The sequence below is a fragment of the Luteolibacter arcticus genome, assembly GCF_025950235.1.
GTDB classification, from domain to species: domain Bacteria; phylum Verrucomicrobiota; class Verrucomicrobiia; order Verrucomicrobiales; family Akkermansiaceae; genus Haloferula; species Haloferula arctica.
This window is the reverse complement of sequence record NZ_JAPDDT010000020.1, coordinates 41,647-62,882: the sequence shown is the minus strand read 5'-3', so window position 1 is coordinate 62,882 and position 21,236 is coordinate 41,647. Positions and strand designations below refer to the sequence as shown.

19 protein-coding genes are annotated in these 21,236 nt (G+C 63.4%); 11 read left to right on the top strand and 8 right to left on the bottom strand.

The annotated features are described in order from the left end of the window. Positions 1-96: 96 nt before the first annotated feature. The 5 genes from OKA05_RS26130 to OKA05_RS26110 form a co-directional block, all read right to left on the bottom strand. Positions 97-573, bottom strand: coding sequence for a hypothetical protein (locus OKA05_RS26130; RefSeq protein ID WP_264490167.1), 477 nt, complete (start codon positions 571-573; stop codon positions 97-99). 113 nt (positions 574-686) lie between these two features. After that, on the bottom strand, positions 687-923 hold the full coding sequence (locus tag OKA05_RS26125) for a hypothetical protein (protein WP_264490166.1): 237 nt from the start codon (positions 921-923) through the stop codon (positions 687-689). Positions 924-997: 74 nt separating this feature from the next. Continuing rightward, entirely contained in the window at positions 998-1,261 is a 264-nt protein-coding gene (gene rpsT, locus OKA05_RS26120; RefSeq protein WP_264490165.1) for a 30S ribosomal protein S20, read from the bottom strand. Between the two features lie 107 nt (positions 1,262-1,368). After that, on the bottom strand, positions 1,369-1,995 hold the full coding sequence (locus tag OKA05_RS26115) for a L,D-transpeptidase (protein WP_264490164.1): 627 nt from the start codon (positions 1,993-1,995) through the stop codon (positions 1,369-1,371). Between the two features lie 8 nt (positions 1,996-2,003). Next, complete coding sequence (locus tag OKA05_RS26110; protein WP_264490163.1) at positions 2,004-3,512, bottom strand: cellulose synthase family protein; 1,509 nt, start codon at positions 3,510-3,512, stop codon at positions 2,004-2,006. A 176-nt stretch (positions 3,513-3,688) separates the two neighbouring features. On the opposite strand from OKA05_RS26110, the gene OKA05_RS26105 reads away from it, so the two are divergent. From OKA05_RS26105 to ygfZ, 3 genes are read left to right on the top strand one after another with little or no spacing between them, the layout of a single operon-like run. Further along, a complete protein-coding gene (locus tag OKA05_RS26105; RefSeq protein WP_264490162.1) occupies positions 3,689-4,528 on the top strand; it encodes a hypothetical protein in 840 nt (279 codons plus the stop codon). Beyond that, the gene (locus OKA05_RS26100; protein ID WP_264490161.1) at positions 4,525-5,364 is read left to right on the top strand and encodes an NAD(P)-dependent oxidoreductase; all 840 of its coding nucleotides are present in this window, start codon (positions 4,525-4,527) and stop codon (positions 5,362-5,364) included. Before OKA05_RS26105 ends, OKA05_RS26100 begins: the two co-directional genes overlap by 4 nt. Beyond that, on the top strand, positions 5,361-6,197 hold the full coding sequence (ygfZ, locus tag OKA05_RS26095) for a CAF17-like 4Fe-4S cluster assembly/insertion protein YgfZ (RefSeq protein ID WP_264490160.1): 837 nt from the start codon (positions 5,361-5,363) through the stop codon (positions 6,195-6,197). The genes OKA05_RS26100 and ygfZ overlap by 4 nt, the downstream gene beginning before the upstream one ends. 441 nt (positions 6,198-6,638) lie before the next feature. On the opposite strand, the gene bamA is transcribed toward ygfZ, so the two are convergent. Beyond that, complete coding sequence (gene bamA, locus OKA05_RS26090) at positions 6,639-9,044, bottom strand: outer membrane protein assembly factor BamA (RefSeq protein WP_264490159.1); 2,406 nt, start codon at positions 9,042-9,044, stop codon at positions 6,639-6,641. Between the two features lie 161 nt (positions 9,045-9,205). On the opposite strand from bamA, the gene tig reads away from it, so the two are divergent. From tig to clpX, 3 genes are all read left to right on the top strand, one after another. Continuing rightward, positions 9,206-10,537, top strand: coding sequence for a trigger factor (tig, locus tag OKA05_RS26085; RefSeq protein WP_264490158.1), 1,332 nt, complete (start codon positions 9,206-9,208; stop codon positions 10,535-10,537). Beyond that, positions 10,530-11,222, top strand: a complete 693-nt coding sequence (locus tag OKA05_RS26080; RefSeq protein ID WP_264490157.1) for an ATP-dependent Clp protease proteolytic subunit — start codon at positions 10,530-10,532, stop codon at positions 11,220-11,222. Before tig ends, OKA05_RS26080 begins: the two co-directional genes overlap by 8 nt. Positions 11,223-11,294: 72 nt before the next feature. Next, positions 11,295-12,575: an ATP-dependent Clp protease ATP-binding subunit ClpX gene (gene clpX / locus OKA05_RS26075; RefSeq protein WP_264490156.1), complete on the top strand. Its 1,281-nt coding sequence runs from the start codon at positions 11,295-11,297 to the stop codon at positions 12,573-12,575. Positions 12,576-12,663: 88 nt separating this feature from the next. On the opposite strand, the gene OKA05_RS26070 is transcribed toward clpX, so the two are convergent. Next, positions 12,664-15,201, bottom strand: a complete 2,538-nt coding sequence (locus OKA05_RS26070; RefSeq protein ID WP_264490155.1) for a phosphocholine-specific phospholipase C — start codon at positions 15,199-15,201, stop codon at positions 12,664-12,666. Between the two features lie 188 nt (positions 15,202-15,389). Here OKA05_RS26070 and OKA05_RS26065 point away from each other — a divergent pair, with 188 nt between their 5' ends. Genes OKA05_RS26065 through OKA05_RS26045 form a run of 5 tightly spaced genes read left to right on the top strand, consistent with a single transcriptional unit; the run spans position 15,390 to position 19,868 of the window. Beyond that, on the top strand, positions 15,390-16,592 hold the full coding sequence (locus OKA05_RS26065) for a S41 family peptidase (RefSeq protein ID WP_264490154.1): 1,203 nt from the start codon (positions 15,390-15,392) through the stop codon (positions 16,590-16,592). 9 nt (positions 16,593-16,601) lie between these two features. Next, the gene (tsaD, locus tag OKA05_RS26060) at positions 16,602-17,642 is read left to right on the top strand and encodes a tRNA (adenosine(37)-N6)-threonylcarbamoyltransferase complex transferase subunit TsaD (protein ID WP_264490153.1); all 1,041 of its coding nucleotides are present in this window, start codon (positions 16,602-16,604) and stop codon (positions 17,640-17,642) included. A 54-nt stretch (positions 17,643-17,696) separates the two neighbouring features. After that, complete coding sequence (locus OKA05_RS26055; RefSeq protein WP_264490152.1) at positions 17,697-18,332, top strand: HAD hydrolase-like protein; 636 nt, start codon at positions 17,697-17,699, stop codon at positions 18,330-18,332. Next, on the top strand, positions 18,329-18,613 hold the full coding sequence (locus OKA05_RS26050; protein ID WP_264490151.1) for a hypothetical protein: 285 nt from the start codon (positions 18,329-18,331) through the stop codon (positions 18,611-18,613). The genes OKA05_RS26055 and OKA05_RS26050 overlap by 4 nt, the downstream gene beginning before the upstream one ends. Positions 18,614-18,656: 43 nt before the next feature. Beyond that, complete coding sequence (locus OKA05_RS26045) at positions 18,657-19,868, top strand: OmpA family protein (RefSeq protein ID WP_264490150.1); 1,212 nt, start codon at positions 18,657-18,659, stop codon at positions 19,866-19,868. A 40-nt stretch (positions 19,869-19,908) separates the two neighbouring features. Here OKA05_RS26045 and OKA05_RS26040 read toward each other — a convergent pair whose 3' ends face one another. Next, entirely contained in the window at positions 19,909-21,054 is a 1,146-nt protein-coding gene (locus tag OKA05_RS26040; protein ID WP_264490149.1) for an aldo/keto reductase, read from the bottom strand. Positions 21,055-21,236 lie beyond the last annotated feature (182 nt).

The window sequence follows — 21,236 nt, the reverse complement described above, 5'->3', positions numbered from 1 at the left end:
GACCACCGGAGCACGCCATCTCATGCCGAGCGACGCGAACACGAAAAAGCCGCCGGAAACCCGGCGGCTTGGAAAAATCAGTGCTGAAAAGGGAAATCAGGCGAGGGCCGGATCTTCTTCCTTGTCGCAATCGCCATCCTTGCACTTGCCAGCGAGGAGAGCGGGATCTTCTTCCTTGTCGCAATCGCCGTCCTTGCACTTGCCAGCGAGGGCGGTGTCTTCCTCCTTGTCGCAATCGCCGTCCTTGCACTTGCCGGCGAGGGCGGTGTCTTCCTCCTTGTCGCAATCGCCGTCCTTGCACTTGCCGGCGAGGGCGGTGTCTTCTTCCTTGTCGCAATCGCCGTCCTTGCACTTGCCGGCGAGGGCGGTGTCCTCTTCCTTGTCGCAATCGCCATCCTTGCACTTGCCGGCGAGAGCTGGGTCTTCTTCCTTGTCGCAGTCACCGTCCTTGCACTTGCCGGCAAGGGTGGTCTCTTCCTTCTTGTCACCTTCCTTGCACTTTTCGCAATCACCAGCGAAGGCGAGCGGGGCGCAGCAGAAGAGCGCGACGAATGAGCTGAGTAGCAGTTTCATGGATGGCTGTGGTGGTTGGTATGGAATCCGTTGGTCGTTTAACCTCATCTGAGAACACAGGAAAGGCGAATTTGTTCCCGGAAAGTGGCAATTTTTTTCGAAATCTTTCAAACTCAGCTCAAATCCCCTGCCGTGACCGAGGTTTGTTCACGCGATCCGAGCGCCAAAGCCTGGCGACGGACGCTCTCCGGCGTGGCGTCGAAGCGGTAGCTGTGACAGTTCGGGCAGAGGACGACGCCGCTGCCGACGATCGAGTCGCAGCCCTCGCAAACCTTGTAGGAAGCGGGGTTGGCGGCGATCCGGGCAGCTTTCGCTTCGCGTGAATCGGGATCCGGGGTTGGAGTAGCCATAGGCCTTCAAAAAACAGAAGCGGCACCGGAGCCCGGAGCCGCTTCAAGATTTCAAAACCGTCCGGTAGAAAGTTTCAGCCGAGCGTGGCCAGCGCCTTCGCAGCCTTGCTCTTGAGGTTGGCGGCCTTGTTCTTGTGAATCAGGCCCTTCTTGGCGGCCTTGTCCACAGCGGAGGAGAACTCCGAGAGCGACTGACCGGCGACCGGCTTGTCGGAGGCGGCGACGGCGGCGAGGGTCTTCTTGCGGAGCGTCTTGATGGTCTGCTTACGGGCGCGATTGCGCTCGGTGCGGACCTTGGTCTGACGGACGCGCTTGAGGGCGGACTTGTGATTAGCCATTTTCGGAAAAGTTCGGACGGTTGATGCGCGATCCGGGTCGCGCGGGGGCGGCAATGTAGGAATCGAACCTCTCCTGTCAAGCTTGTGTCTCGGGTGGAATCCAGAATCTACCTTTTAGCCACACCCAGCAATTGTTCGGATGAGTGCTTGCGGACGTATTCCTGGCCGGCCCAGGTATCGAGCAGCGATCCGCGCATGATCCGGACCTCAGCTCCCTCGCCGATGCGGTCGTAAAGATCGACCACGTCTTTCATGCCCATCCGGATGCAGCCGTAGGACGCCGGACTCCCCAGCCGCCACTCCTCTGGGGTGCCGTGGATGTACACGCAGCGCCCGTAGGTATTGCGGTTGTGGGTTTCCGTACCGTGCAGCCACATGATGCGGCTGACGATCGGGTCGCGGCCGGGAGCATTCGGCTTGAGAACCTCGCCGGTGGGGCGGCGGCTCTTGAAAACCATGCCTGTCGGAGCGCCGTCACCGATCTTGCGGGCAACTTCCAAGCGCCCCAGCGGGGTGCGGTTGCTGTTGCGCTCCGAACCGATCCCGAACTTGGAAGTCGAAATCGGGTAGGATTTGACGGGTTTGCCATCGTGGACGAGCAGCATGCGCTGGTCGGTCACGCTGACGATCATTTGATTTCGCTGGTCCTTCCCGCCCCCGCAACTGGTGAGGGTGAATGCCGCGGGAAGGGATAATGCGATGAGTAAGCCGGTACGGAGAATTCGCCGGATCATGGGTGCTTCTAGTTTTCCTTGGAGTTGTCAGCAGTGGAGTCCAAGGCTACGCGACCGGAGGGCAGCAAGCGTGCCAATGACGATAGCGAAGTGTAGAAGAAACCGATCGGGAAGGGAAGGAGAAGAATTGCCGAGGCCACACGGCTCTGCATCGCGGCTTCGACCACCACAAACAGGAAGAAGAAGCCGAACAACAGCTCGACCACCGGCGTGAGGGTCTTCATCGCCTTGTAGCTGCTCTTCTTCCAGTCGCCCTTGGCCTTCTGGCCGATGCCGTATTTCGGCGTGCGGACGAAGCCGGTCTGGTGGTTGAAGATCGCCTCGATCACCGCCTTGGCATTGTTGATCGACATCCCGATGCCCAGCGCGAGCAACAGCGGCAGGTAGGGAAGCTCCTTCCACCAGGTGTGCGGACGGAGCGCCTTCTGGGCGGTCACGTAGAAGACGATCACCGAGACGGACGCGAAGAAGAAGATCGGGATATTGACGATGTAATACGTCATGGGGCCGAAGTTCGGGGCCGCGTGCTGGTTCGGGTAGATCAAGAAGCACAGGCAGATCAGCATCAGGTAGGCGAAGTTCGACGTCAGGTGCGCCGTGGCTTCCATCTTGATGTAGAGCGGCACCTTCGACTTCCAGATCGCCGGCAGGACCTTCTTGCACACCTGGATCGAGCCCTTGGTCCAGCGGTGCTGCTGGCTCTTGAATCCGTCCATGTCCACCGGCAGCTCGGCCGGGGTTTCCACGTCGTTGAGGAAAATGAAGCGCCAGCCCTTGAGCTGGGCGCGGTAGCTGAGGTCCATGTCCTCGGTGAGCGTGTCGTGCTCCCAACCACCGGCGTCGGCGATGCAGCCCTTCCGCCAGATACCGGCGGTGCCGTTGAAGGTGAAGAAGCGGCCGCTGCGGTTGCGGGCGGTCTGCTCGAGCTCCAGGTGACCGTCCAGGAACATCGCCTGGATGCGGGTCAGCACGTTGAAGGTGCGGTTCAGGTGACCCCAGCGGGTCTGGATCATGCCGATCTTCTCGTCGGTGAAGTAGTGCACCGTCTTCTGGAGCACGTCCGGATTCGGGACGAAATCGGCGTCCAGGATGAAAAGCAGCTCGCCCTTGGCGAACTTGGTGCCGTGTTCCAGCGCTCCGGCCTTGTAGCCGGTGCGGTCGGTGCGGTGGATCATCTCCGCGTCGAAGCCTTGGGCGCGAAGCCGTTCCACGCCGAGACGGCAGATCTCGGTGGTCTCGTCGGTCGAGTCATCCAGCACCTGGATCTGGAGCTTGTCTTGCGGGTAATCGAGCTTGGAGACGGACTCCAGCAGGCGATCCACCACATGCATCTCGTTGAACACGGGGAGCTGGATGGTCACCAGCGGGAGATCCTTGAACAACTCCTTGGGCTCCGGCTTGTTCCGGGCGTGCTTCGCATAGAGGTAAACGATGCACAGGCGATGGAAGCCGTAACCGGCGAGGCCGATCAGGACAAGAACGTAGGAAGCGTACCAAAGAGGTGAAGAGAGTTCCATGAGCTCGGGTATTGGATGAGACGCGGCGTCGCCAAGCGCTTGAAATAGAGGCAATCCGGGCGGCCGGAGGCCAACATGCCCCCGCCCCCAAGTCAAGCCGGGAACTCGCCAACCTTGTTAGGCCGGCTCCGCATTGCCGGTTGCGGGAAATACAGTCCGGTGGCAGCATTTCTTCCGTGATCCTTTCCCGCCCGACGTTTGCCGCCGCCCTCGGGGCTCTGCTGGCCTGTCTGCCCGTGACCGCCCAACAAGCGGAGAAGCCGGAAATCCCGGCCGACCTCCTGGAAGATGCCCATGTCCGTGAGGAACTCGCCATCAACGAGTTCACCGCCCCGTCCATCGCCAAGATCTTCGAATCTCTGGAGGCACTTGCCCCGCTGCCGTTCCTGAAATTCCAGCGCGAAACCCCGGCGACCACCCCGCTGGACCGTGCCGATCTCGCGGTGGAACTCGGGTTCCTGATCGCCGACGGCTTCCTGGTGGTTCAAGCCGGAGAATTGGGCAAGGTTGAGAAGCTGGCCGCCGACATGACCCGCTACGGGAAGGCCCTCGGAGCGGGCGAACGGGTGAACCGCCACGCCGCCAGCTTGCTGGAAAGCGCCCGCAAGCAGGATATCGCCCAGCTCAAAATGGAACTTCGCGACACCCAGAAGGACGTCGAGCTGGAACTCGTCGCCCTCCGCGATGCCGACCTCGCCCACCTGATCTCGATGGGCGGCTGGATCCGGGCGCTGCAGGTTTCCTCCTCCGCGGTGCAAGCCCAGTTCAGCCCGGAGCGCGCCAAGCACGTGATGCGTGAGGACATCGCCGACTACTACTCGGCGGTGGTTGGCAGCCTGAATCCGCGGATTTCCGAGCGCCCCACCTACTTGGAAATGCGCGACCTCTTCGCCGGACTGCGGACCGAGATGACGGTCGCCGAGGGCGAACAAGTGACCCAGTCCAAGGTCGCCGAGATCACCAAGCAGGCGGCGAAGCTTGCCGAGCTCGCCCTCCGGCGCGACGAAGGGCCATGAGTTTCGACACCATCGCCGTTCTCGGCCTCGGCATCATTGGTTCCCGTGCCGCCTCGCATCTGGCCAAAGCGGCCCGCGTGAAGACTTGGAACCGCACCCCGAAAGGGCTGCCGGACGAAGCCGCCAGCGTGGAAGACGCCGTCGCCGACGCCGATCTGGTGCTCCTCTACCTGAAGGACGCGCCCGCCGTGCGCGAAGTCGCAGCCCGGGTTTTCGCCGCCCCGGCCCGCGAGCGGGTGCTGGTGAATCACGCCACCGTCGATCTGCCGACCACCCGTTGGCTGGCCGACGAATGCGCCGCCCGCGGCATCGGTTTTCTCGATTGCCCGTTCACCGGCAGCCGCGAGGCCGCCGCGGGAGGAGCGCTGGTTTACTACGCCGGCGGCCCGGACGAGCTGATCGACCGCGTGGAGCCGGTGCTCCTGCACACCGCGAAGTCCGTGCTGCGCTGCGGCGCGGCTGGCACCGCCACGGTGATGAAGCTGGTCACCAACTTGATCTCCGCCTGCACCGTGCAGGCCTTGGCTGAATCGCTGGCGACCGCCACCCGCCATGGCATCTCCCCGGAGGCACTGACCCATGCCGTTTCCCTCAACGCCTGTGGTTCGGTGCTCGCGTCGATGAAGCTGCCCACCATGGCCAAGGGCGAGTTCGACACCCATTTCTCGCTCTCCAACATGCTCAAGGACAGCCGCTACGTCCTCGACCTCGCCGCCGAGGCCGGACTTGAAACCCCGGCGATCCGCACCGTCTCGCAGCGCATGCAGGAACTCTGTGACCAGGGCCTTGCCGACCGCGATTACTCGGCCCTCGCCGCTCCTTACGTCCAGCCGTGAAGCTCCGCAGCCTTGCCCCGGAATCGCGCTGCCTGCTCGCCTTCCGCGGGCCGGATGCCGTGCGCTATCTCAACGGCCAACTCACCCAGGACGCCCGCGACCTCGGTGAGACGGCGCTGCCTTCCTGCGTGACTGACGCGAAGGGTCGCCTGCAGGCGTTCGTCCACGTTTTCCGCGGCGCTGACGATTCCCCATGGGTTGAAGGCCCCGCCGAACAACGCGAGGAACTCGAGGCCCGTCTCGGCCGCTACCTGATCGCCGACGACGCCGAAATCCACGACATCTCGGCGGACTGGCAGCTCGTCCACGTCGTCGATGCCATCGAGCCGCCCGCCATCGATGGCGGCTTCGTCCGCCACGCCAGGCGCATCGCCGAGGACGGCTTCGACCTCTGGCTGCCCGCAGGCACGACGCTGCCGGAACTGGAAATCCTCACCGAAGCCGAAGCCGAAACCCGCCGCATCCAAGCCCGCCTCCCGAAATGGGGCGCCGAACTCACCCCCGGCATGCTCCCACCCGAGGCCGCCCTCGACCGGACCTCGATCTGCTACCACAAGGGCTGCTACATCGGCCAAGAGGTGCTTTCCCGCCTTAAGACCGCCGGCAAAGTGAACCGCCGCCTCGCCGCATTCCTGGTCGATCCCGACACACCGCCGGGCTCCACCTTGGAACGAGACGGCAAAGCGGCCGGGACGCTGACCAGCGTCGCCCCATGGCCGAACGAAAGCGGCCTCCACGCCGCGCTCGGCTACCTGGAGAAGTCCGCCTTCGAAGCCAGCGAACTTTACATCACCGGGCTCGGCACCACGGCCCGCGTGCTCGGCATGGTGTGATCCGCCTCAGCAGCCACGATCCAAGTTGTATGTAGTCCCGGCTTCAGCCGGACACGCTGGAAATGCAGGCTCTCATCCTCGTTCAGCCCGGCTGAAGCCCAATGCCTTTAAGGACTGGAAAAAAGCATCACCGCGGATTACGCGGATATCGCTGATAATAAGAGATATTGAAAATATCGAACCAGATGCCTTCAAGCTCCCGGCTATTGCTCCCGGTGCTACTTTCTCCATCCGTGCTATCCGCGCAATCCGCGGGAAATCAATCCCAACCTGATCCTCGGTTCTCGCTCCGAGCGTCCAATCCTTAAAGGCATTGGGCTGAAGCCGGGACTACATACCCTGTAGGCGAGCCGCTCCAACCGACCGGACCCAGGCTATAAAAAAGAGGCCGGGGTCTCCCCCGGCCTTTTCTGAAGTTCGTCTTAGCGAGTTAAGCCCAGCTCAATACTGGTAGTTCAGATAGAAGTTGAACTGACCACCCTTGTCCGCGACGGGATCCGGGCTGTCGATTGGCACCGCGTAGTCGAGCGCAATCGGCACCGGGCTGATCGGGAGCTTGAGGCGGACGCCGACACCGAAGTCGTGGTAGAGGTCGCTCGGGCTTGGATCCCAGGCGCCGTCGTTGACGAAGCCGAGGTCGTAGAAGACCGCCGCGCGGACGTTGTCGATCACCGGGATGGTGTATTCCGCGGAGAGGAAGCCGAGCGACTGGCCACCCACCACTTCGCCGGTCACCACATCGCGGGGACCCACGTCGCGGAACTCAAAGCCGCGAAGGGTGCGGCCACCACCGAGGAAGAGGCGGTCGAAGATCGGCACCTCGTCGCTAGTGGAATCGACGAAGGCAAGTTCGCCGTTGAGGGAGAGGATCGAGTCCCAAGCCAGGTTCCAATACTTCTGGCCCTGAAGGGAGAGCGCGAAGATATCCACGTCGCCACCGAGGACCGAACCGGCAAACTGCAGGCCGATGTCGAGCTTCTCGCCGCTGCGGGTCTCGATGACCGCGTCGCGGCTGTCGTAAACGTAATTCAGGCCGAGCGCGCTGCGAACGAAGTCGCCGTTTTCATCGAGCAGCGAGGGGCGCGGGTAAGGATTGGCCGGGCTGACCGGGAAGGTCGGATTGTTCGTGAGGTAGGCATTGGTGAGCGTCTGGACGGACGACTCGGTCTCGATCTCGACGTTCTCGAGGCGGTATTCCAGCTTCACGTAGGATTTTTCACCCAGCGGCTTGCGGACGAACATCGCGGCACCGGCATTCGTCTGCTCGTAGAAGTCGGAGTAGTATTGCGAGTCCTTGTAGAAGAGTTCGCCGCCAAGCGCGAGCTGCTTGTCCATGAACCAAGGCTCGACCAGCGAGACGCTGAAGTCGGTGCGCTCGGAGCCGAGGCGGAGGTTCATGCCGAAGCGCTGGCCAGCACCCGTGAACGCCCATGGGTTCATGATGTCGAAGTTCGTCTGCTCCAGATTGATGAAGCCCACGATGCTGTCGATCGAGCTGAAGCCGATACCCGCGCTGATCGAGCCGGTGCGGCGCTCGTCCACCAGCACGTCGATGTCGCGGTAGCCGCCACGGCCGTCGCTGGAGTCCACTTGGACGCTGTTGAAATACTGCAGGTTCTCAAGGCGGGCCTTGGCCGTGTCGAGTTCCACCGAGTTGAACCAGTCGCCGGGCTTGAGCGGCATTTCACGGCGGATGACCTTGTCCTGGGTCTTGGTGTTGCCGCCGATGTTCACGCGGCCGACGCGGTAGCGGGAGCCTTCGGTGATGCGGTAGACGATGTTGACCTGGTTCGGACCGGCATCGCGGATGTCCGGGGTCACGGTCGCATCGGCGTAGCCGCGGGAGCCGTAGTAGCTGCGGATCATCTTGATGTCGTCCCGCATCTTCTTGGAGGAGTAGCCGTCGCCGCCGTTGAGCGAGAGCGCCGGGTAGAGTTCCTCGGGCTTGAAGACGGTCATGCGGCCGAAGCCGACGCCGGCCACGGTGTACTTCGCACCTTCATTGATCGGGATGACCAGATCGACGCGGCCATCACCGACCGGATCGCGGCGAACGCCGGGGCTGCTGGCGCGCAGGTAGCCGTGGCTGCGGTAGTAGTCGAGGACGGCCTCGAGGTCGGTATCGAGCTGGTCGACCTCGAAGCGGCCGGACTTGCTGATCCACGAGAAGAAGCCCTTTTCCTTCACCTTCATCTGCTTGCGCAGGGTGCGACTGTCGTAAACGGTGTTGCCCTCGAAGCGGATGTCGCGGATCTCGTTCTTGCCGCCTTCGTCGATGATGAAGATCAGGTCCTCGCCGGTACCGGACTCGCTCGCCTGGGTGCGGTGGGAGATGCTCACGTCTGGGTAGCCGTAGCCGCGGTAGTAGGCTTCCAGATTCCGGCGGGCGCTCAGGATCGCGTCGTCGCTGAGCGCGCCGCCAACCTTGAGCTTGGTCTCCTTCGCGAGCTTGGTGTCGCTGAATACCGTGTTGCCGGTGAAGCCGACCGCCACGATCTGGCCGCGGGTGGCGACCTCGAAAATCACCTTCACCGACTCGCCGGCCGGCTCGGCCAGCACGCGGACGTCGTTGACCAGACCGGATTCGTAGAGCGACTTGATATCGCCATCGATCTTCTCGCTGCGATAGGTCTCGCCGGCACGGGTCGAGATGAAGTTGCGCAAACGCGCCTCATCGATCCCCGCCGCACCGTTGTAGCTGATAGCCACCTCCGAGACTTTTTTGCCTTCGATATCCTGCGCCTCCGCCGGGCTGGCGGCAAAGCCCAGAAAGAACAGCGCCGCCAGGAAAATCCGGCGGGCAAGCGAGGCGAGGCCCCGATTAGTAAGGAGGGGTTGAATATCCATGTGCATCGGCTAACGGAACGCATGGAACCTTTTATGGGCAGGGGCCGTCAAGGACCATGTCTGAAAGCGCCGTCCCTAACGCCCGCACCTTCGCTTTGACAAGGAACGGACGCCCCCCTTAGCTTCCCGCCCCCGGCGAGTCCGGACCAGCCCTTTCCGCCATGAACATCACCGTTGAAAAGCAGCCGAACTGCCTCGCCACGCTGCGCGTCCAAGTCCCCTCGGAAACCGTGCAGAGCGAACGCGCGAAGATCGTTTCCGGCTATACCGCCCAGGCCCGCATCCCCGGCTTCCGCCCGGGCAAGGCGCCCAAGAACGTCATCGAGAAGAAATTCCAGACCGCCATCGTCGAGGAACTCGATGACCGCTTGGTCCGCCAGGCCTATGACGAGGCGCTGCGCCAGGAGGCTCTCAAGGTGCTGAATTTCGGCATCCCGCAGAATCTGGCCCACAACGCGGACGGCACCATCACCTTCAACGCCACCCTCACCCTCGCCCCGGAAGTGGCGCTGCCCAACTACAAGGGCATCCCGGTGAAGGCTCCTTCCACCGAAGTCACCGACGCGGAGATCGATGCCCAGCTGGAAGGCCTGCGCGAGCGCTTCGCCGACTACTCCGACATCGAAGGCCGCGCCGCCGAAACGGGCGACCTCGCGGTGATCGACTTTACCTCCAGCCTCGACGGCCAGCCGCTCGAAGAAGCACTCGGCAAGCCAGCCGGCTACCTCGGCGGCCGCGAGGGCTTCTGGCTCAAGCTGGATGAAAACAGCTTCCTGCCCGGCTTTTCCGCCCAAGTCACCGGCCTCAGCACCGGCGACACCAAGGACATCGCCCTCACCATCCCGGAAGACTTCCCGCTTTCCGACCTGCGCGGCAAGGAAGTCGTCTTCCACGTCGCCCTCAAGGGCCTCAAGCAGGCCGTGCTGCCCGAGCTGAATGACGAGTTCGCCGCCAAGATCACCGGCGGCAAGACCGTCGAGGAACTGCGCGGCCTCGCCAAGCAGCAGATCGAAATCGAGAAGCGCCGCCGCATCGACGACTACAAGGTCAACCAGATCGTCGAGCACTTCAATTCGCTGGTCGACTTCGACCTGCCGGATGACCTGCTCCGCCACGAGACCCAGGGCCAGGCCGACGCACTCGTCGAGCGCGGCATGAAGTCCGGCATGACCCAGGAGGAGATCGAAGCCCAACAGGGCGAGATCATCGCCACCGCCGGCGATCAGGCCCGCACGAACCTGAAGACCAACTTCATCCTCCAGGAAATCGCCCGCAACGAGGGCATCGCGGTCAGCGACAACGAACTGGTGAACCACCTCGCGATGATCGCCCAACAGCGGAAGGAGAACCCGAAGAAGTTCATCAAGGACCTCCAGCGTGGCGGCCGCCTCCCCGGAATCCGCAACTCGATGCTGGTGGGCAAGGCCATTGACTTCGTGCTGGAGCACGCCACCGTCGAGGAAGTTCCAGATGAACAGACTTCCAATGAGTGATTTTCCGAACGTGATCCGCGCCGGCGGAGCACCGCAGAACAGCTACTACGTCCCCGTGGTCATCGAGCAGGATGGCCGCGGCGAGCGTTCCTTTGACATTTATTCGCGGCTCCTCAAGGACCGCATCATCTTCATCGGCACACCGATCGACGACTTCGTCGCCAACTCGGTGATCGCCCAGCTTCTTTTCCTGCAAATGCAGGACCCGAAGAAGGACATTCACATCTACATCAACAGCCCCGGCGGCTCCGTGACCGCCGGTCTGGCGATGTATGACACGATGCAGTTCATGACCTGCGACGTGAATACCTACTGCATCGGCATCGCCGCCTCGATGGGCTCGGTGCTGCTCACCGCGGGGACCAAGGGCAAGCGATTCTGCCTGCCGAATTCCCACGTGATGATCCACCAGGTCTCCGGCGGCGCGCAAGGCACCGCCTCCGACGTGGAGCGCACGATCGGGTTCATGTTCAACCTGAAAAAGCGCCTCAACGGCATCCTTGCCAAGCACACTGGCAAGAGCATCGAGCAGATCGAACACGATTCGGATCGTGACAATTACATGTCGGCCGAGGAATCCGTCGCCTATGGCTTGGTGGACAAGGTGTTGGAAAGCCGAAAGCAGCTTCCCGACGTCATTGCCGCCCTCGCCGAGACGAATGACGGAAAAAAGGACGACGTCTGAGGTCTTTTCCGCTAAGTTCAGGCGTCGGGCTTTTCGGCCCGGCGCCTGCTGCTTTTACAACCCGGCACCCCTATGGCACGAGCTTCCAATCTGACGATGTGTTCCTTCTGTGGCAAGAGCCACTCGGAGGTCAAAAAGCTAATCGCCGGCCCGGGCGTGTACATCTGCAACGAGTGTGTCGAGGTTTGCTCGAACATCCTCGACAAGGAACTCGCCGAAGGAGCCACCAAGTCCTCCAAGAGCCGCCGCGGCCAGCAGAGCAACAAGCGCCTGCCCTCGCCCGCCGAGTTGCGCGCCCGCCTCGATGAATTCGTCATCGGCCAGGACCACGCCAAGAAGGTGCTGTCGGTCGCGGTCTACAACCACTACCAGCGCCTCCGCCAGGACCAGGCGGCCCTCCCTGAGGAATTCGCCGGCGTGGAAATCGAGAAGTCGAACGTCCTGCTGCTGGGCCCCACCGGCTCCGGCAAGACCCTGCTTGCCCGCACGCTCGCGCGCTTGCTCGATGTCCCTTTCTGCATCGTCGATGCGACCACACTCACCGAAGCCGGCTACGTCGGCGAGGACGTGGAAAACATCATCCTGCGCTTGCTTCAAGCCTCCGACTTCGATGTCGAACGCGCCGAGCGCGGCATCATCTACGTGGACGAAATCGACAAGATCGGCCGCAAGACCGAAAACGTCTCGATCACCCGCGATGTGTCCGGTGAAGGAGTCCAACAGGCGCTGCTGAAGATCCTCGAAGGAACCATCTGCAACGTCCCGCCGCAAGGGGGCCGCAAGCACCCGCAGCAGGAGTACATCCAGGTCAATACCGAGAAGATCCTCTTCGTCTGCGGCGGCGCTTTCGTCGGCTTGGAAGACATCATCGAGCGCCGCCTCGGCCGCAGCACGCTCGGCTTCCACGGCACCGTGGAGGAAGTGAAGTCCTCCACCGGTAACGTGCTCGACCTGACCGAGCCGGAAGACCTGCTGCACTTCGGCCTGATCCCCGAATTCATCGGCCGCCTGCCCGTCATTTCCGCCCTCCGCAAGCTCACCGAGGACGAGCTCATCTCGATCCTCACCGAGCCGAAGAACGCGCTGGTGAAGCAGTATGGCAAGCAGCTCGCCCTCAACAGCGTGAAGCTCCGCGTGACCCGCGATGCCCTGCGCGCCCTCGCCGAGGAAGCGGTCCGCCGCGGCACCGGTGCCCGCGCCCTGCGCTCCATCTTCGAACGGCTGATGCTGGATGTGATGTACGAGGTGCCGTCCAAGGGCGACATCGAGGCCATCACCATCAACCGCCCGGTCGTCCTCGGCGAACGCCCGCCGCTGATGCGGCGCAAGCGCGCGGACAAGGACGCGGCGTGATTGATTTGCACAGCGGGGTGATCGGAAACGATCACTCCGTTTTTGTTTCAAGGTAGATAACCGGCGGCATCAGAGCACTCATCGCGCCTCAGTCCCTCCTCTGCGGCGGATCGGCGGGCGGCACTCGTTCGATCCCAGCGGTGACGATGCCGTTCCGGCCGATCAGCGGATCGCTCATTCCCGGCTCACCGGTTTCGACGCGTCCTGCGTATCGACGGAAAAAGCGGGCAGCCCCTGCGATCGTGACTTCCAGGTCATACCAGCGATGACTGGCTGTTAGATCCAGCGGCAGGGTCTCGGTCGCGCCCAGCCCCACGACGCGGCGCAGGTCAGCGGCGCCGTAAGCTCGGTCCGTGATCACCACTTCCCGAGCCTCACCGCTCGCATTCGAGAAACGGAAAACGAGACGACCTCCGGAGTATTCGGACGAGATGGCGAGATCGGGATCCGTGGCATCGCCCTGATACTCGCGGAAGAAGCCATTGGGTCCGTAAGTACGAAGGAAGTAGTAGCCACCCTCAAACATCGCCAACGGCCACGTGTATTCCACCTTGCCACCGGCGCTCACCGCGAAGGACCAGCGCCGCACTTCTTCCATCGGCGCAGGGGCATCCGTGTAGGTCTCCACATCATCGGGCAGCGTTTGCCCGGGAGCATAGACATGGAAAGGAGCACCCACTCCCTTCCCCCGGTTCTCCACGGACTCGAAGGTGACGGAAAAGACACCCGCCTGCCGGTTCAGCCGGCCTTCGGCGCGGAGTTCGTAGGGCAAGGCACAGGAAAGCCTCATCCCCGGTTCCTGCCGCGGGAGATGGGCCGAGGACAGCGGTCGCTCCAGCACATCGCGAATGGCCTCCTTGTCCAAGGCCTTGAATCCCACCGGCGGCTCCATGAACCCGGCGCGGTGAATCCCCTCCACGAAGGCATCGCGCTGCAACGGCAGTGGATTCACATCGCACTCGCCGCCATGGGGGCGGAAGGCGGACGTCAGGTCGCCACAGATTGCACGCCGCCAAGGCCCGATGTTCGTCTCACGGATCTCCTTCTTGGTCTTGTGGCTGAGGAAGATCTCCAGGAATTGCAGCACCGAGGTGTGGTCGAACACCTGCGAACAGACGTTCCCACCGCGGCTCCATGGCGAGGCAATCACCATCGGCACGCGATAGCCGAGTCCGAGCGGGTTCCCGTGGGCATCGAATTCCAGCCGCGTATCGATCTCCGGGGATGCCACGCCGCTGCCCGCGAAGTCGGGATGAGGAGGAACGAAGGGCGGGACGTGGTCGTAGTAGCCGTCGTTCTCGTCGTAGGTCAGGATGAAGATCGTCTTCTTCCACACCTCCGGATTCTTCGTGAGGATTTCCAGCACCTCGGAAACGTACCACGCCCCATACCACGGCGCGGACGGGTGATCGGAGAAATTCTCCGGGGCCACGAGCCACGACACGCATGGCAGCGTTCCTTCATCCACATCCCTGCGGAACTGATGGAGCACGTCGCGGGCGGGGATCTGCACCTCACGCTGCAGCTCTCCTTCCAGATAGCTCAGCGTCGCCAGCTCGCGATAGGCCGGATCGCCGGTGTTCGTGGTGAAAGCCTTGCGGTGGAGGCTCTGCTCCCGCCGTGGGAGCTTGGCGAAATTCTCCGGGGAGCAGCGCTCCAGCTCCGCAGAAACCGCGGCGATCTTGCGCTCGATTTCCTCTCGCCGGGTTACCGACTCTTCCGGAGCAAGCGGCCCCTCCACGGGTGCCTCAAGCTGCCCTTGCATAAACTCCAGCCGGGACTTGAGGCCGGCCACCCGCGCGGGCGAAAACTCCACATGATACTGGGCGAAATACTCCATGGGATTGTCCCCGAAGTTCCCCAGCCATGACGCAGCGACCGGCGACAGCCCGGTCGGAAAATCGACCTCATTCTGATAGATCTTCCACGCGATCCCGTGCTCCTCCAGCCGCTCCGGGAAAGTCGGCCAATCCGGATGCGTATCGTGATCGGCCTGCCCATTGCTCAGCAGGGCCTCTGCCGCCGGATCGCGGGGATCGCGACTGGTCCCCGTCCACAGATACAGCCGGTTCGGCGTCGTGGAGGTCTGCACCGAGCAGAAATGCTGGTCGCACACCGTGAATGCGTCCGCGAAGGCATAGTAAAAGGGAATGTCCCCGCGGTCGTAGTACCCAAGCGTGAGCGGCATGTGCTCGTACTCCTCGATCCCGGATTGCATAACCGGCAGCCAACGGTCGTGCTTGCCGTGATTGCCAGCGGCGACCTCCGAGCGCCGGTCATGGGGCAGGCAGCTCATCCAGGTGGAGTTCGATTCGTGGATTTTCAATCCGAAGGGCGCATAGGTGTCGCCGTTCACATCCGTCTGCAGCCAGACCGGCTTGCCCCCTGGGATCGTGATCGCCCGCGGGTCATCGAAGCCCCGCACCCCGCGCAGCGCGCCGAGCGCATGATCAAACGAGCGGTTCTCCTGCATCAAGATGACCACGTGCTCCGCATCCAGGAAGGTGCTGCCTGCCGCCGGCTCGATGGCCATGGCCTTGAGGATCGACGGCGGCACCACGGACGCAGCACCCAGCCCGCCGGAAAGCAGGCCGGCACGACGTAGGAATTCTCGTCGGGAAAACATCTCGGATCAGAGTTGCCGCGGAAAAACGACCGTCGGACTAAGGACACCCTCCTCGCTTCCTTTCAAGGGCCCAGGGAAAATTGCGCTCCGGAAAAGACGATTCGGCAAGGTGACAACGCACCCGAGACCCCCACTCCGGCCACGGATTCCTCTTCCCACGGCGCGGACACCTTTCGCATCCTCTTTCCATGCGCTGGCTGCCCTTGCTGCTGATCCCCGTCCTTTCTGCAGCGGAGCAGGTGAAGCCTCCCGATCCGGAGGAAGCCGCCTACCCGGCGATCGAGCGCTTCGTGAAGGTGCTCGAACAGGTCCGCCGACGCCATCCCGACGCCGACAAGGTGGAGTATGATCGGCTGGTGAACCACGCGCTGGAAGGGATGCTTTCCAGCCTCGATCCCTTCTCGAGCTTCATTCATCCGGAGATGGCGCGAGCCCTTGAAGCCGACCCCACGCTCGACCCGTTCCTGCCGTCGCTCGGCCTGACCCTCGGCGTGCGTGACGATGGCCCATTCGTCTCCAATATCGCACCCGCCACCCCGGCATCACGCGCCGGCTTGCTGCCGGGCTCCTCGATCCTCGAAGTGAACGGGAATCCCCCTCCTCCGCTCGCCGTGCTGCTCACCTCGCTGCGCAAGGCCCCGGGCGAGAAGACCAAGCTGAAGGTGAAATCGCCCGCCGAGCCGAAGCCGCTGGAGGTCGAACTGGTCCACATCGCCGTCGAGGAAAAGGCAGTGACCGAGGCCCGGTTGTTAGACGACGCCGGCACCGGCTACATCCGCCTCGCCTCATTCATGGGAAGCTGTGCACGGGAAATGGAGGCCGCGCTCGATGAGTTGGAGGACAAGGGCATGAAGCGCCTGATCCTCGACCTGCGCGGCAATCCCGGCGGCGACCTTCAACAGACGGTGCAGATTCTCGGCCTCTTCCTTCCGCCGAACACCGCAGTCGTCACGACCCAAGGCCGCGGCGGCGAAGTGCAGGGTGAGCCGCTCAAGACGCCCGAGCGCCAGCGACGGAAGCGCGAGTATCCCATCAACGTGCTCATCGATCACATGTCGGCCTCCGCCTCGGAGCTGACCGCCGGTGCCCTCCAGGACCTCAAGCGCGCCGTGATCGTCGGCGAGACGAGCTACGGCAAGGGCTCCGTTCAGAACATCATCCCCATGGGCGGCGGCACCGCGCTGCGCCTGACCATCGCCACCTATCACACGCCGTCGGGAAAAACCCCGCACCGCGTCGGCATCACTCCAGACTTGAAGGTGAACTTCACCGATGCCGACCGGGAAAAGCTCGTCCTCTCCTACCGCCGTGCCGCGCTGACGGGGGAGGAAGCAAAGAAGCTCGAAGGGTGGACGGACCCCGGCTTGCGAGCGGTCCAAGACACGAAGTGAGGACCTGCCATGCTTCTGTTAGCCCTCGAATCCTCCTGCGACGAAACCGCGGTCGCCATCTTGTCCGGCGAGCCCGGCAAGCCGGCAGAAATCCTCGCGTCGGAGATCGCCTCGCAGATCGAGCTGCACCGCCAGTACGGCGGCGTGGTCCCGGAAGTCGCCTCGCGCAATCACTCGCTGCACCTGCGCCCGCTGGTCGAGCAGGCCCTGCAACACGCCGGCGTTTCGATCCGTGACATCGACGCCTTCGCCGCCACCTCGGGACCGGGCCTCGCCTCGTCGCTCTTGATCGGCGCCACTGCGGCGAAAGCCATGGCCGCCGCGGCAGGAAAGCCCTTCCTCGCGATCAATCACCTCGAAGGCCACCTGCTCTCGCCGTTTGTTGAGACCGGCATCGTTCTCCCGCACTTGGCCTTGATCGTTTCGGGCGGCCACACCCTGCTGTTAGACGTGGCCGGACCCGGCCGCTACTCGAAGCTCGGCGGCACGCGCGACGACGCCGCAGGCGAGGCCTTCGACAAGGTCGCCAAGATGCTCGGCCTTCCTTATCCCGGCGGGCCGGAAATCGAAAGGACCGCGGCCGGCGGCAACAAGCAGGCCTTCGCCTTCCCGCGCTCGATGATGAAGGAGCCGGGCTTTGATTTCTCCTTCTCCGGTCTGAAAACGGCGGTCCTCTACACCCTCTCCGAGCGAAATCCCGACACCGGCAGCGCGCGCCCGGAGGACCTCGCCGACCTATGCGCATCCTTCCAGGAAGCGGTGATCGAAGTGCTCGTCACCAAGACCCTGCGCGCCGCAAAGCACGCCGGCCGCGACCTCATCGCCCTGTCCGGCGGGGTCAGCCTGAACAAGACCCTGCGCGCCGCCTTCGAGGTCGCCTGCCGGAAGGAAGGCATCGCCCTCGCCACCGCCACGCCCGGGCTGTGCACGGACAATGCCGCCATGATCGCCTTCGCCGCCCTGCTGCGGGCCTTCGAGGGCCACGCCTCGCCGCTCGACGCCGACATCGACCCGAATCTGCCCTTGGTCGCCGCGGGAAACGCGAGTTGAGCCAAGATGCTTGAGGCATCGGGAAATCCGGCTCAAGTTAGCCAGAACCTTCGCATGGCCTACCGCACGATCATCTTCGACTTCGACGGCACCTTGGCCGACACGCTGGAGGAAACCCGCCGGATCTATAACTTGATGGCCCCCGATTACTCGCTGCGCCAGATCTCGGAGGAAGAGCTGCCAGAGCTGCGCAGTTTCTCGCTGCTCGCACTGCTCGATCACCTCGGCATCCCGAAACGCCGCGTGCCCACGCTGCTGTCGCGCGGCACCTCGATGATGCGCTCCAATATCGCCCGCCTGCCGCTGATCCCCGGCATCGGTGCCATCATCCCCGAGCTGCGCTCGCGGGCGAAGTCCTTCGGCGTGCTCACGTCGAACGCCGAGGAAAACGTCGATCTCTTCCTGAAGGCCCACGGTCTCCGCGAACACTTCGATTTCATCTCCTCGACCTCGCGGCTGACCGGGAAATCCGGCCACCTGCGGGCGATCCGCAAGACCTTCTCGCTCCACGCCGAGGAGATGCTCTACGTGGGCGACGAGATCCGCGACATCAAGGCGTCCAAGAAAGCCGGCATCGCGATGGCCGCGGTGACCTGGGGCTTCAACTCCGCCGAGTCGCTCCGGGCGGAGGCTCCCGAACACATCATTTCGACCCCGGCCGAGCTGCTGGGGCTCGTGCCAAGTTTATGACAACCCCGGGGCACCTCAACCGCACCAGGGCCGCGAACCACCGGCGGGCCTGGATCGGTTTTGGTGCAGCCCTGTTAGTCTGCTCCGCCTTCGGCTACTGGGTCGTCTCGGACGACAGCGAAGATCGGATGGCTACCGTCCGGCGGGCCCATCCCGGAGTGACCATTTGCTTCGCCGCCGACCCGCTGCAGGAGATCAAGCTGTGGGTCTGCGGCATCAATGCCATGGCCGCCATTGGAATCATCGTCCGGGGGCTGTTGATCCGCCTCCCGGCTGCTTGATTTCCGCATTCGACAATCCGCCGCCGATTGCCAATCTGCGGCCATGAACGAGCACCCCGCCACCCCTGAGCCCGAGCAGCACGACGTGGAAACGTCGCCCGACACCGGGAAATCGTCGGTCACGCTGCCCACCTCGGTCATGGCACTCGGCTTCATCGCCATCGCGCTGGTCGGCGTGCTCATCGCCATGGCAATCAAGTCGCGACCGGCGGCCGAAGCGGCCGCGGGGGCAACGGATGAGAACGATCCCGCGATGCGCGAGGCCAAGGCCAAGGTCCAGTTGCTGCAAACCAGCCTGAACCAGGAGCGCGCCAAGCTCGGCCTCTCCCCGCTCTACGGCCAGACGACCGAGTCGGCGGAAGCCGTGGCCGTTCGCATCAGTGAGGACGCCGCGACCCTCGTGGACATGGCCAAGGGCGTGAAGGATCTGATCGCGCAAAAGGACGCCGAACTCGACGTGCGGACCAAGGAATGGACCGACGCGGTGAAGCTCCAAGGCGTGCTCCGCGAACAGGCGAACCGGCTTCAGGCGGAACTCAACAAGGCCCTCATCGATGGCTCCGATGCCAACGGCCTGCGCTTGCAGCTCGAAGCCGCCAACAAGCGCATCATTTCCCTCGGCGATGAAATCCGCCGTCTGAGCCAAGGCTCCGGAGCGCTTGCGCAAATCACCGCCGAGCGCGACGAACTCCGCGCCCGCGTCGCCGAGCTGGAGTCACGTCTTTCCCAGGCCTCGCTTTTCGCGGGTTCGGAAGGTGAGCTACTCAAGGATGCAGTTCAACTCTTCCGCAGGCTCCGCGAACTTGAAAACAAGCCGGACTCCGAAATCGCCACCGCCTACAGCCAATTCGGTGCCCAATTGGGCGCGAACGTGCTCGATAAAATCGACTTCCCCACCGGGGCCTCCGACGTGCCGCCGGAAGTCGGCCAGCGAATTGCCGGCTTTCCCTCCCAAGCCCCGGACAACGCCCTGCTGCTCGTCGTCGGCTACGCTTCGGAGACGGGCAATGTGGACAGCAATCGCTCCCTCTCCTCGGATCGCGCCACCGCCGTCGCCCGTGTTTTGGACCAAGTGAAAAAGCCCGGCCAACGCGTGCAGGCCGTCTATCTCGGGCAGACCGACCGCTTCGGCTCGAAGTTCCCCGAGCGCAACCAGATCAGCGAGGTCTGGCAGATCGTGCCGAAGAGCGACGGCGACAATGGCAACAGCGGCGCACCGCCGCTCCGTCCACTGCCCCCGCTTCCGGGCCAGTGACCAGTCCGGTCAAGTGCTCCACGCCCAACCACGGGCTAGATCACGCAGGCACGGGAGCCGCAGCGTCGAGGAGTTTCCCGTCCTTGAGTTCCGCCCAGAAATCCGCAGGGATCTTCACGCTCATCGAGGTCACGTTTTCCTGGGGTTGCGGGACGCTGCGTGCCCCCGGAATGGTGGCTGACACCACGCCCGGAGCAGCCGTAAATTGAAGGGCAGCGGTCCGCAAGTCGACGCTGTGGCGCTTGGCCACGGCCTCAAGTTTGGAGCGCTTCTCAAGCTGCGCGGCAGTCGGCTTGCCGCCGTAGTTGAAGCGGTCGCGACCGGTGAGGAAGCCATTGTTGAGCGGGGACCCGATGACGAGCGTGGCACCTCGCTCCTCGCAGAGAGGGAAGACCTTTTCGATCGTAGCCGCGTGATCGATGAGGGTGTAGTTGCAGGCGCAGATGAAGATGTCCGGATCGCTTTCCTTGAAGGCGCGGAGGATGGGATCGAGGTGATTCACGCCGAGGCCCCAGGCCTTGATGATGCCCTCTTCCTTCATCTTGATGAGCTCGGGCATCGCCCCTTTGACGGCTTGGTCGAAGTAGGTCGAGTAGGTGTCCTTGAGGTCGCCATTGTCCGGAGCGAGATCGTGGATGAAGACGATGTCGATGGAGGCCAGACCGAGGCGTTGCAAGCTGTCTTCCACCGAGCGGCGGACGCCCGCGGCGGTATAGTCGTAGGTGTATTTGAAGGGCAGCGGATTGGCCCATCCGCCGAGCGCGGACTTCGGTGCGTTGGCCGCGGGCTCGAAGACGCGGCCGACCTTGGTGGAAAGGACGAATTCCTCGCGCGGCTTTTCGGCGAGCAAGTAATTGAAGCGGTGCTCGGCGAGACCGTAGCCGTAGAAGGGCGAGGTGTCATAGTAGCGGATGCCGGCGGCCCAGGCATTCTCGGTGATGGCGAAGGACTGGGCATTCGTGATGGGAAGCCCCGAAGAGCCACCGATCGGAGCGCTGCCGAGGCCGATCCGGAAGGGCGGCCGGTAGCGGCCCTTGGGTGTCTTGTCGGACTGCGGGAGCGCCACGCCCGTCGTGGCCGGAGCCGCAGGCGCTGTATCCTGCGCAGCCAGTTTCTGTGCCGAGGCCGCAACAAGTGCTCCGCCAGCGGTTGCGAAGGTGGTCAGGAAATCTCTGCGAGTGTTCATAAAGGCAATGGTTCTGTGGAGTGCATCACGGAATATGGGAAAAGCTCGCCGCATCACATAGGCGCATCTGATGCCTGATTCGCCGGAAGAATCGCCCGACACGATTCGACGCGCCAACGAAGATTCCAAAACTCTTCCCCTCCGGAAGAGCATTGCTTTCCTACTTGGGAGACCTCTCGCCG

What these genes read in the sequence shown, in the direction of transcription:
- OKA05_RS26130 (WP_264490167.1), bottom strand. Translation starts at nt 573, where the DNA reads ATGAAACTGCTACTCAGCTCATTCGTCGCGCTCTTCTGCTGCGCCCCG.
- OKA05_RS26125 (WP_264490166.1), bottom strand. Translation starts at nt 923, where the DNA reads ATGGCTACTCCAACCCCGGATCCCGATTCACGCGAAGCGAAAGCTGCC.
- rpsT (WP_264490165.1), bottom strand. Translation starts at nt 1,261, where the DNA reads ATGGCTAATCACAAGTCCGCCCTCAAGCGCGTCCGTCAGACCAAGGTC.
- OKA05_RS26115 (WP_264490164.1), bottom strand. Translation starts at nt 1,995, where the DNA reads ATGATCCGGCGAATTCTCCGTACCGGCTTACTCATCGCATTATCCCTT.
- OKA05_RS26110 (WP_264490163.1), bottom strand. Translation starts at nt 3,512, where the DNA reads ATGGAACTCTCTTCACCTCTTTGGTACGCTTCCTACGTTCTTGTCCTG.
- OKA05_RS26100 (WP_264490161.1), top strand. Translation starts at nt 4,525, where the DNA reads ATGAGTTTCGACACCATCGCCGTTCTCGGCCTCGGCATCATTGGTTCC.
- bamA (WP_264490159.1), bottom strand. Translation starts at nt 9,044, where the DNA reads ATGGATATTCAACCCCTCCTTACTAATCGGGGCCTCGCCTCGCTTGCC.
- tig (WP_264490158.1), top strand. Translation starts at nt 9,206, where the DNA reads ATGAACATCACCGTTGAAAAGCAGCCGAACTGCCTCGCCACGCTGCGC.
- OKA05_RS26080 (WP_264490157.1), top strand. Translation starts at nt 10,530, where the DNA reads ATGAGTGATTTTCCGAACGTGATCCGCGCCGGCGGAGCACCGCAGAAC.
- clpX (WP_264490156.1), top strand. Translation starts at nt 11,295, where the DNA reads ATGGCACGAGCTTCCAATCTGACGATGTGTTCCTTCTGTGGCAAGAGC.
- OKA05_RS26070 (WP_264490155.1), bottom strand. Translation starts at nt 15,201, where the DNA reads ATGTTTTCCCGACGAGAATTCCTACGTCGTGCCGGCCTGCTTTCCGGC.
- OKA05_RS26065 (WP_264490154.1), top strand. Translation starts at nt 15,390, where the DNA reads ATGCGCTGGCTGCCCTTGCTGCTGATCCCCGTCCTTTCTGCAGCGGAG.
- tsaD (WP_264490153.1), top strand. Translation starts at nt 16,602, where the DNA reads ATGCTTCTGTTAGCCCTCGAATCCTCCTGCGACGAAACCGCGGTCGCC.
- OKA05_RS26055 (WP_264490152.1), top strand. Translation starts at nt 17,697, where the DNA reads ATGGCCTACCGCACGATCATCTTCGACTTCGACGGCACCTTGGCCGAC.
- OKA05_RS26050 (WP_264490151.1), top strand. Translation starts at nt 18,329, where the DNA reads ATGACAACCCCGGGGCACCTCAACCGCACCAGGGCCGCGAACCACCGG.
- OKA05_RS26045 (WP_264490150.1), top strand. Translation starts at nt 18,657, where the DNA reads ATGAACGAGCACCCCGCCACCCCTGAGCCCGAGCAGCACGACGTGGAA.
- OKA05_RS26040 (WP_264490149.1), bottom strand. Translation starts at nt 21,054, where the DNA reads ATGAACACTCGCAGAGATTTCCTGACCACCTTCGCAACCGCTGGCGGA.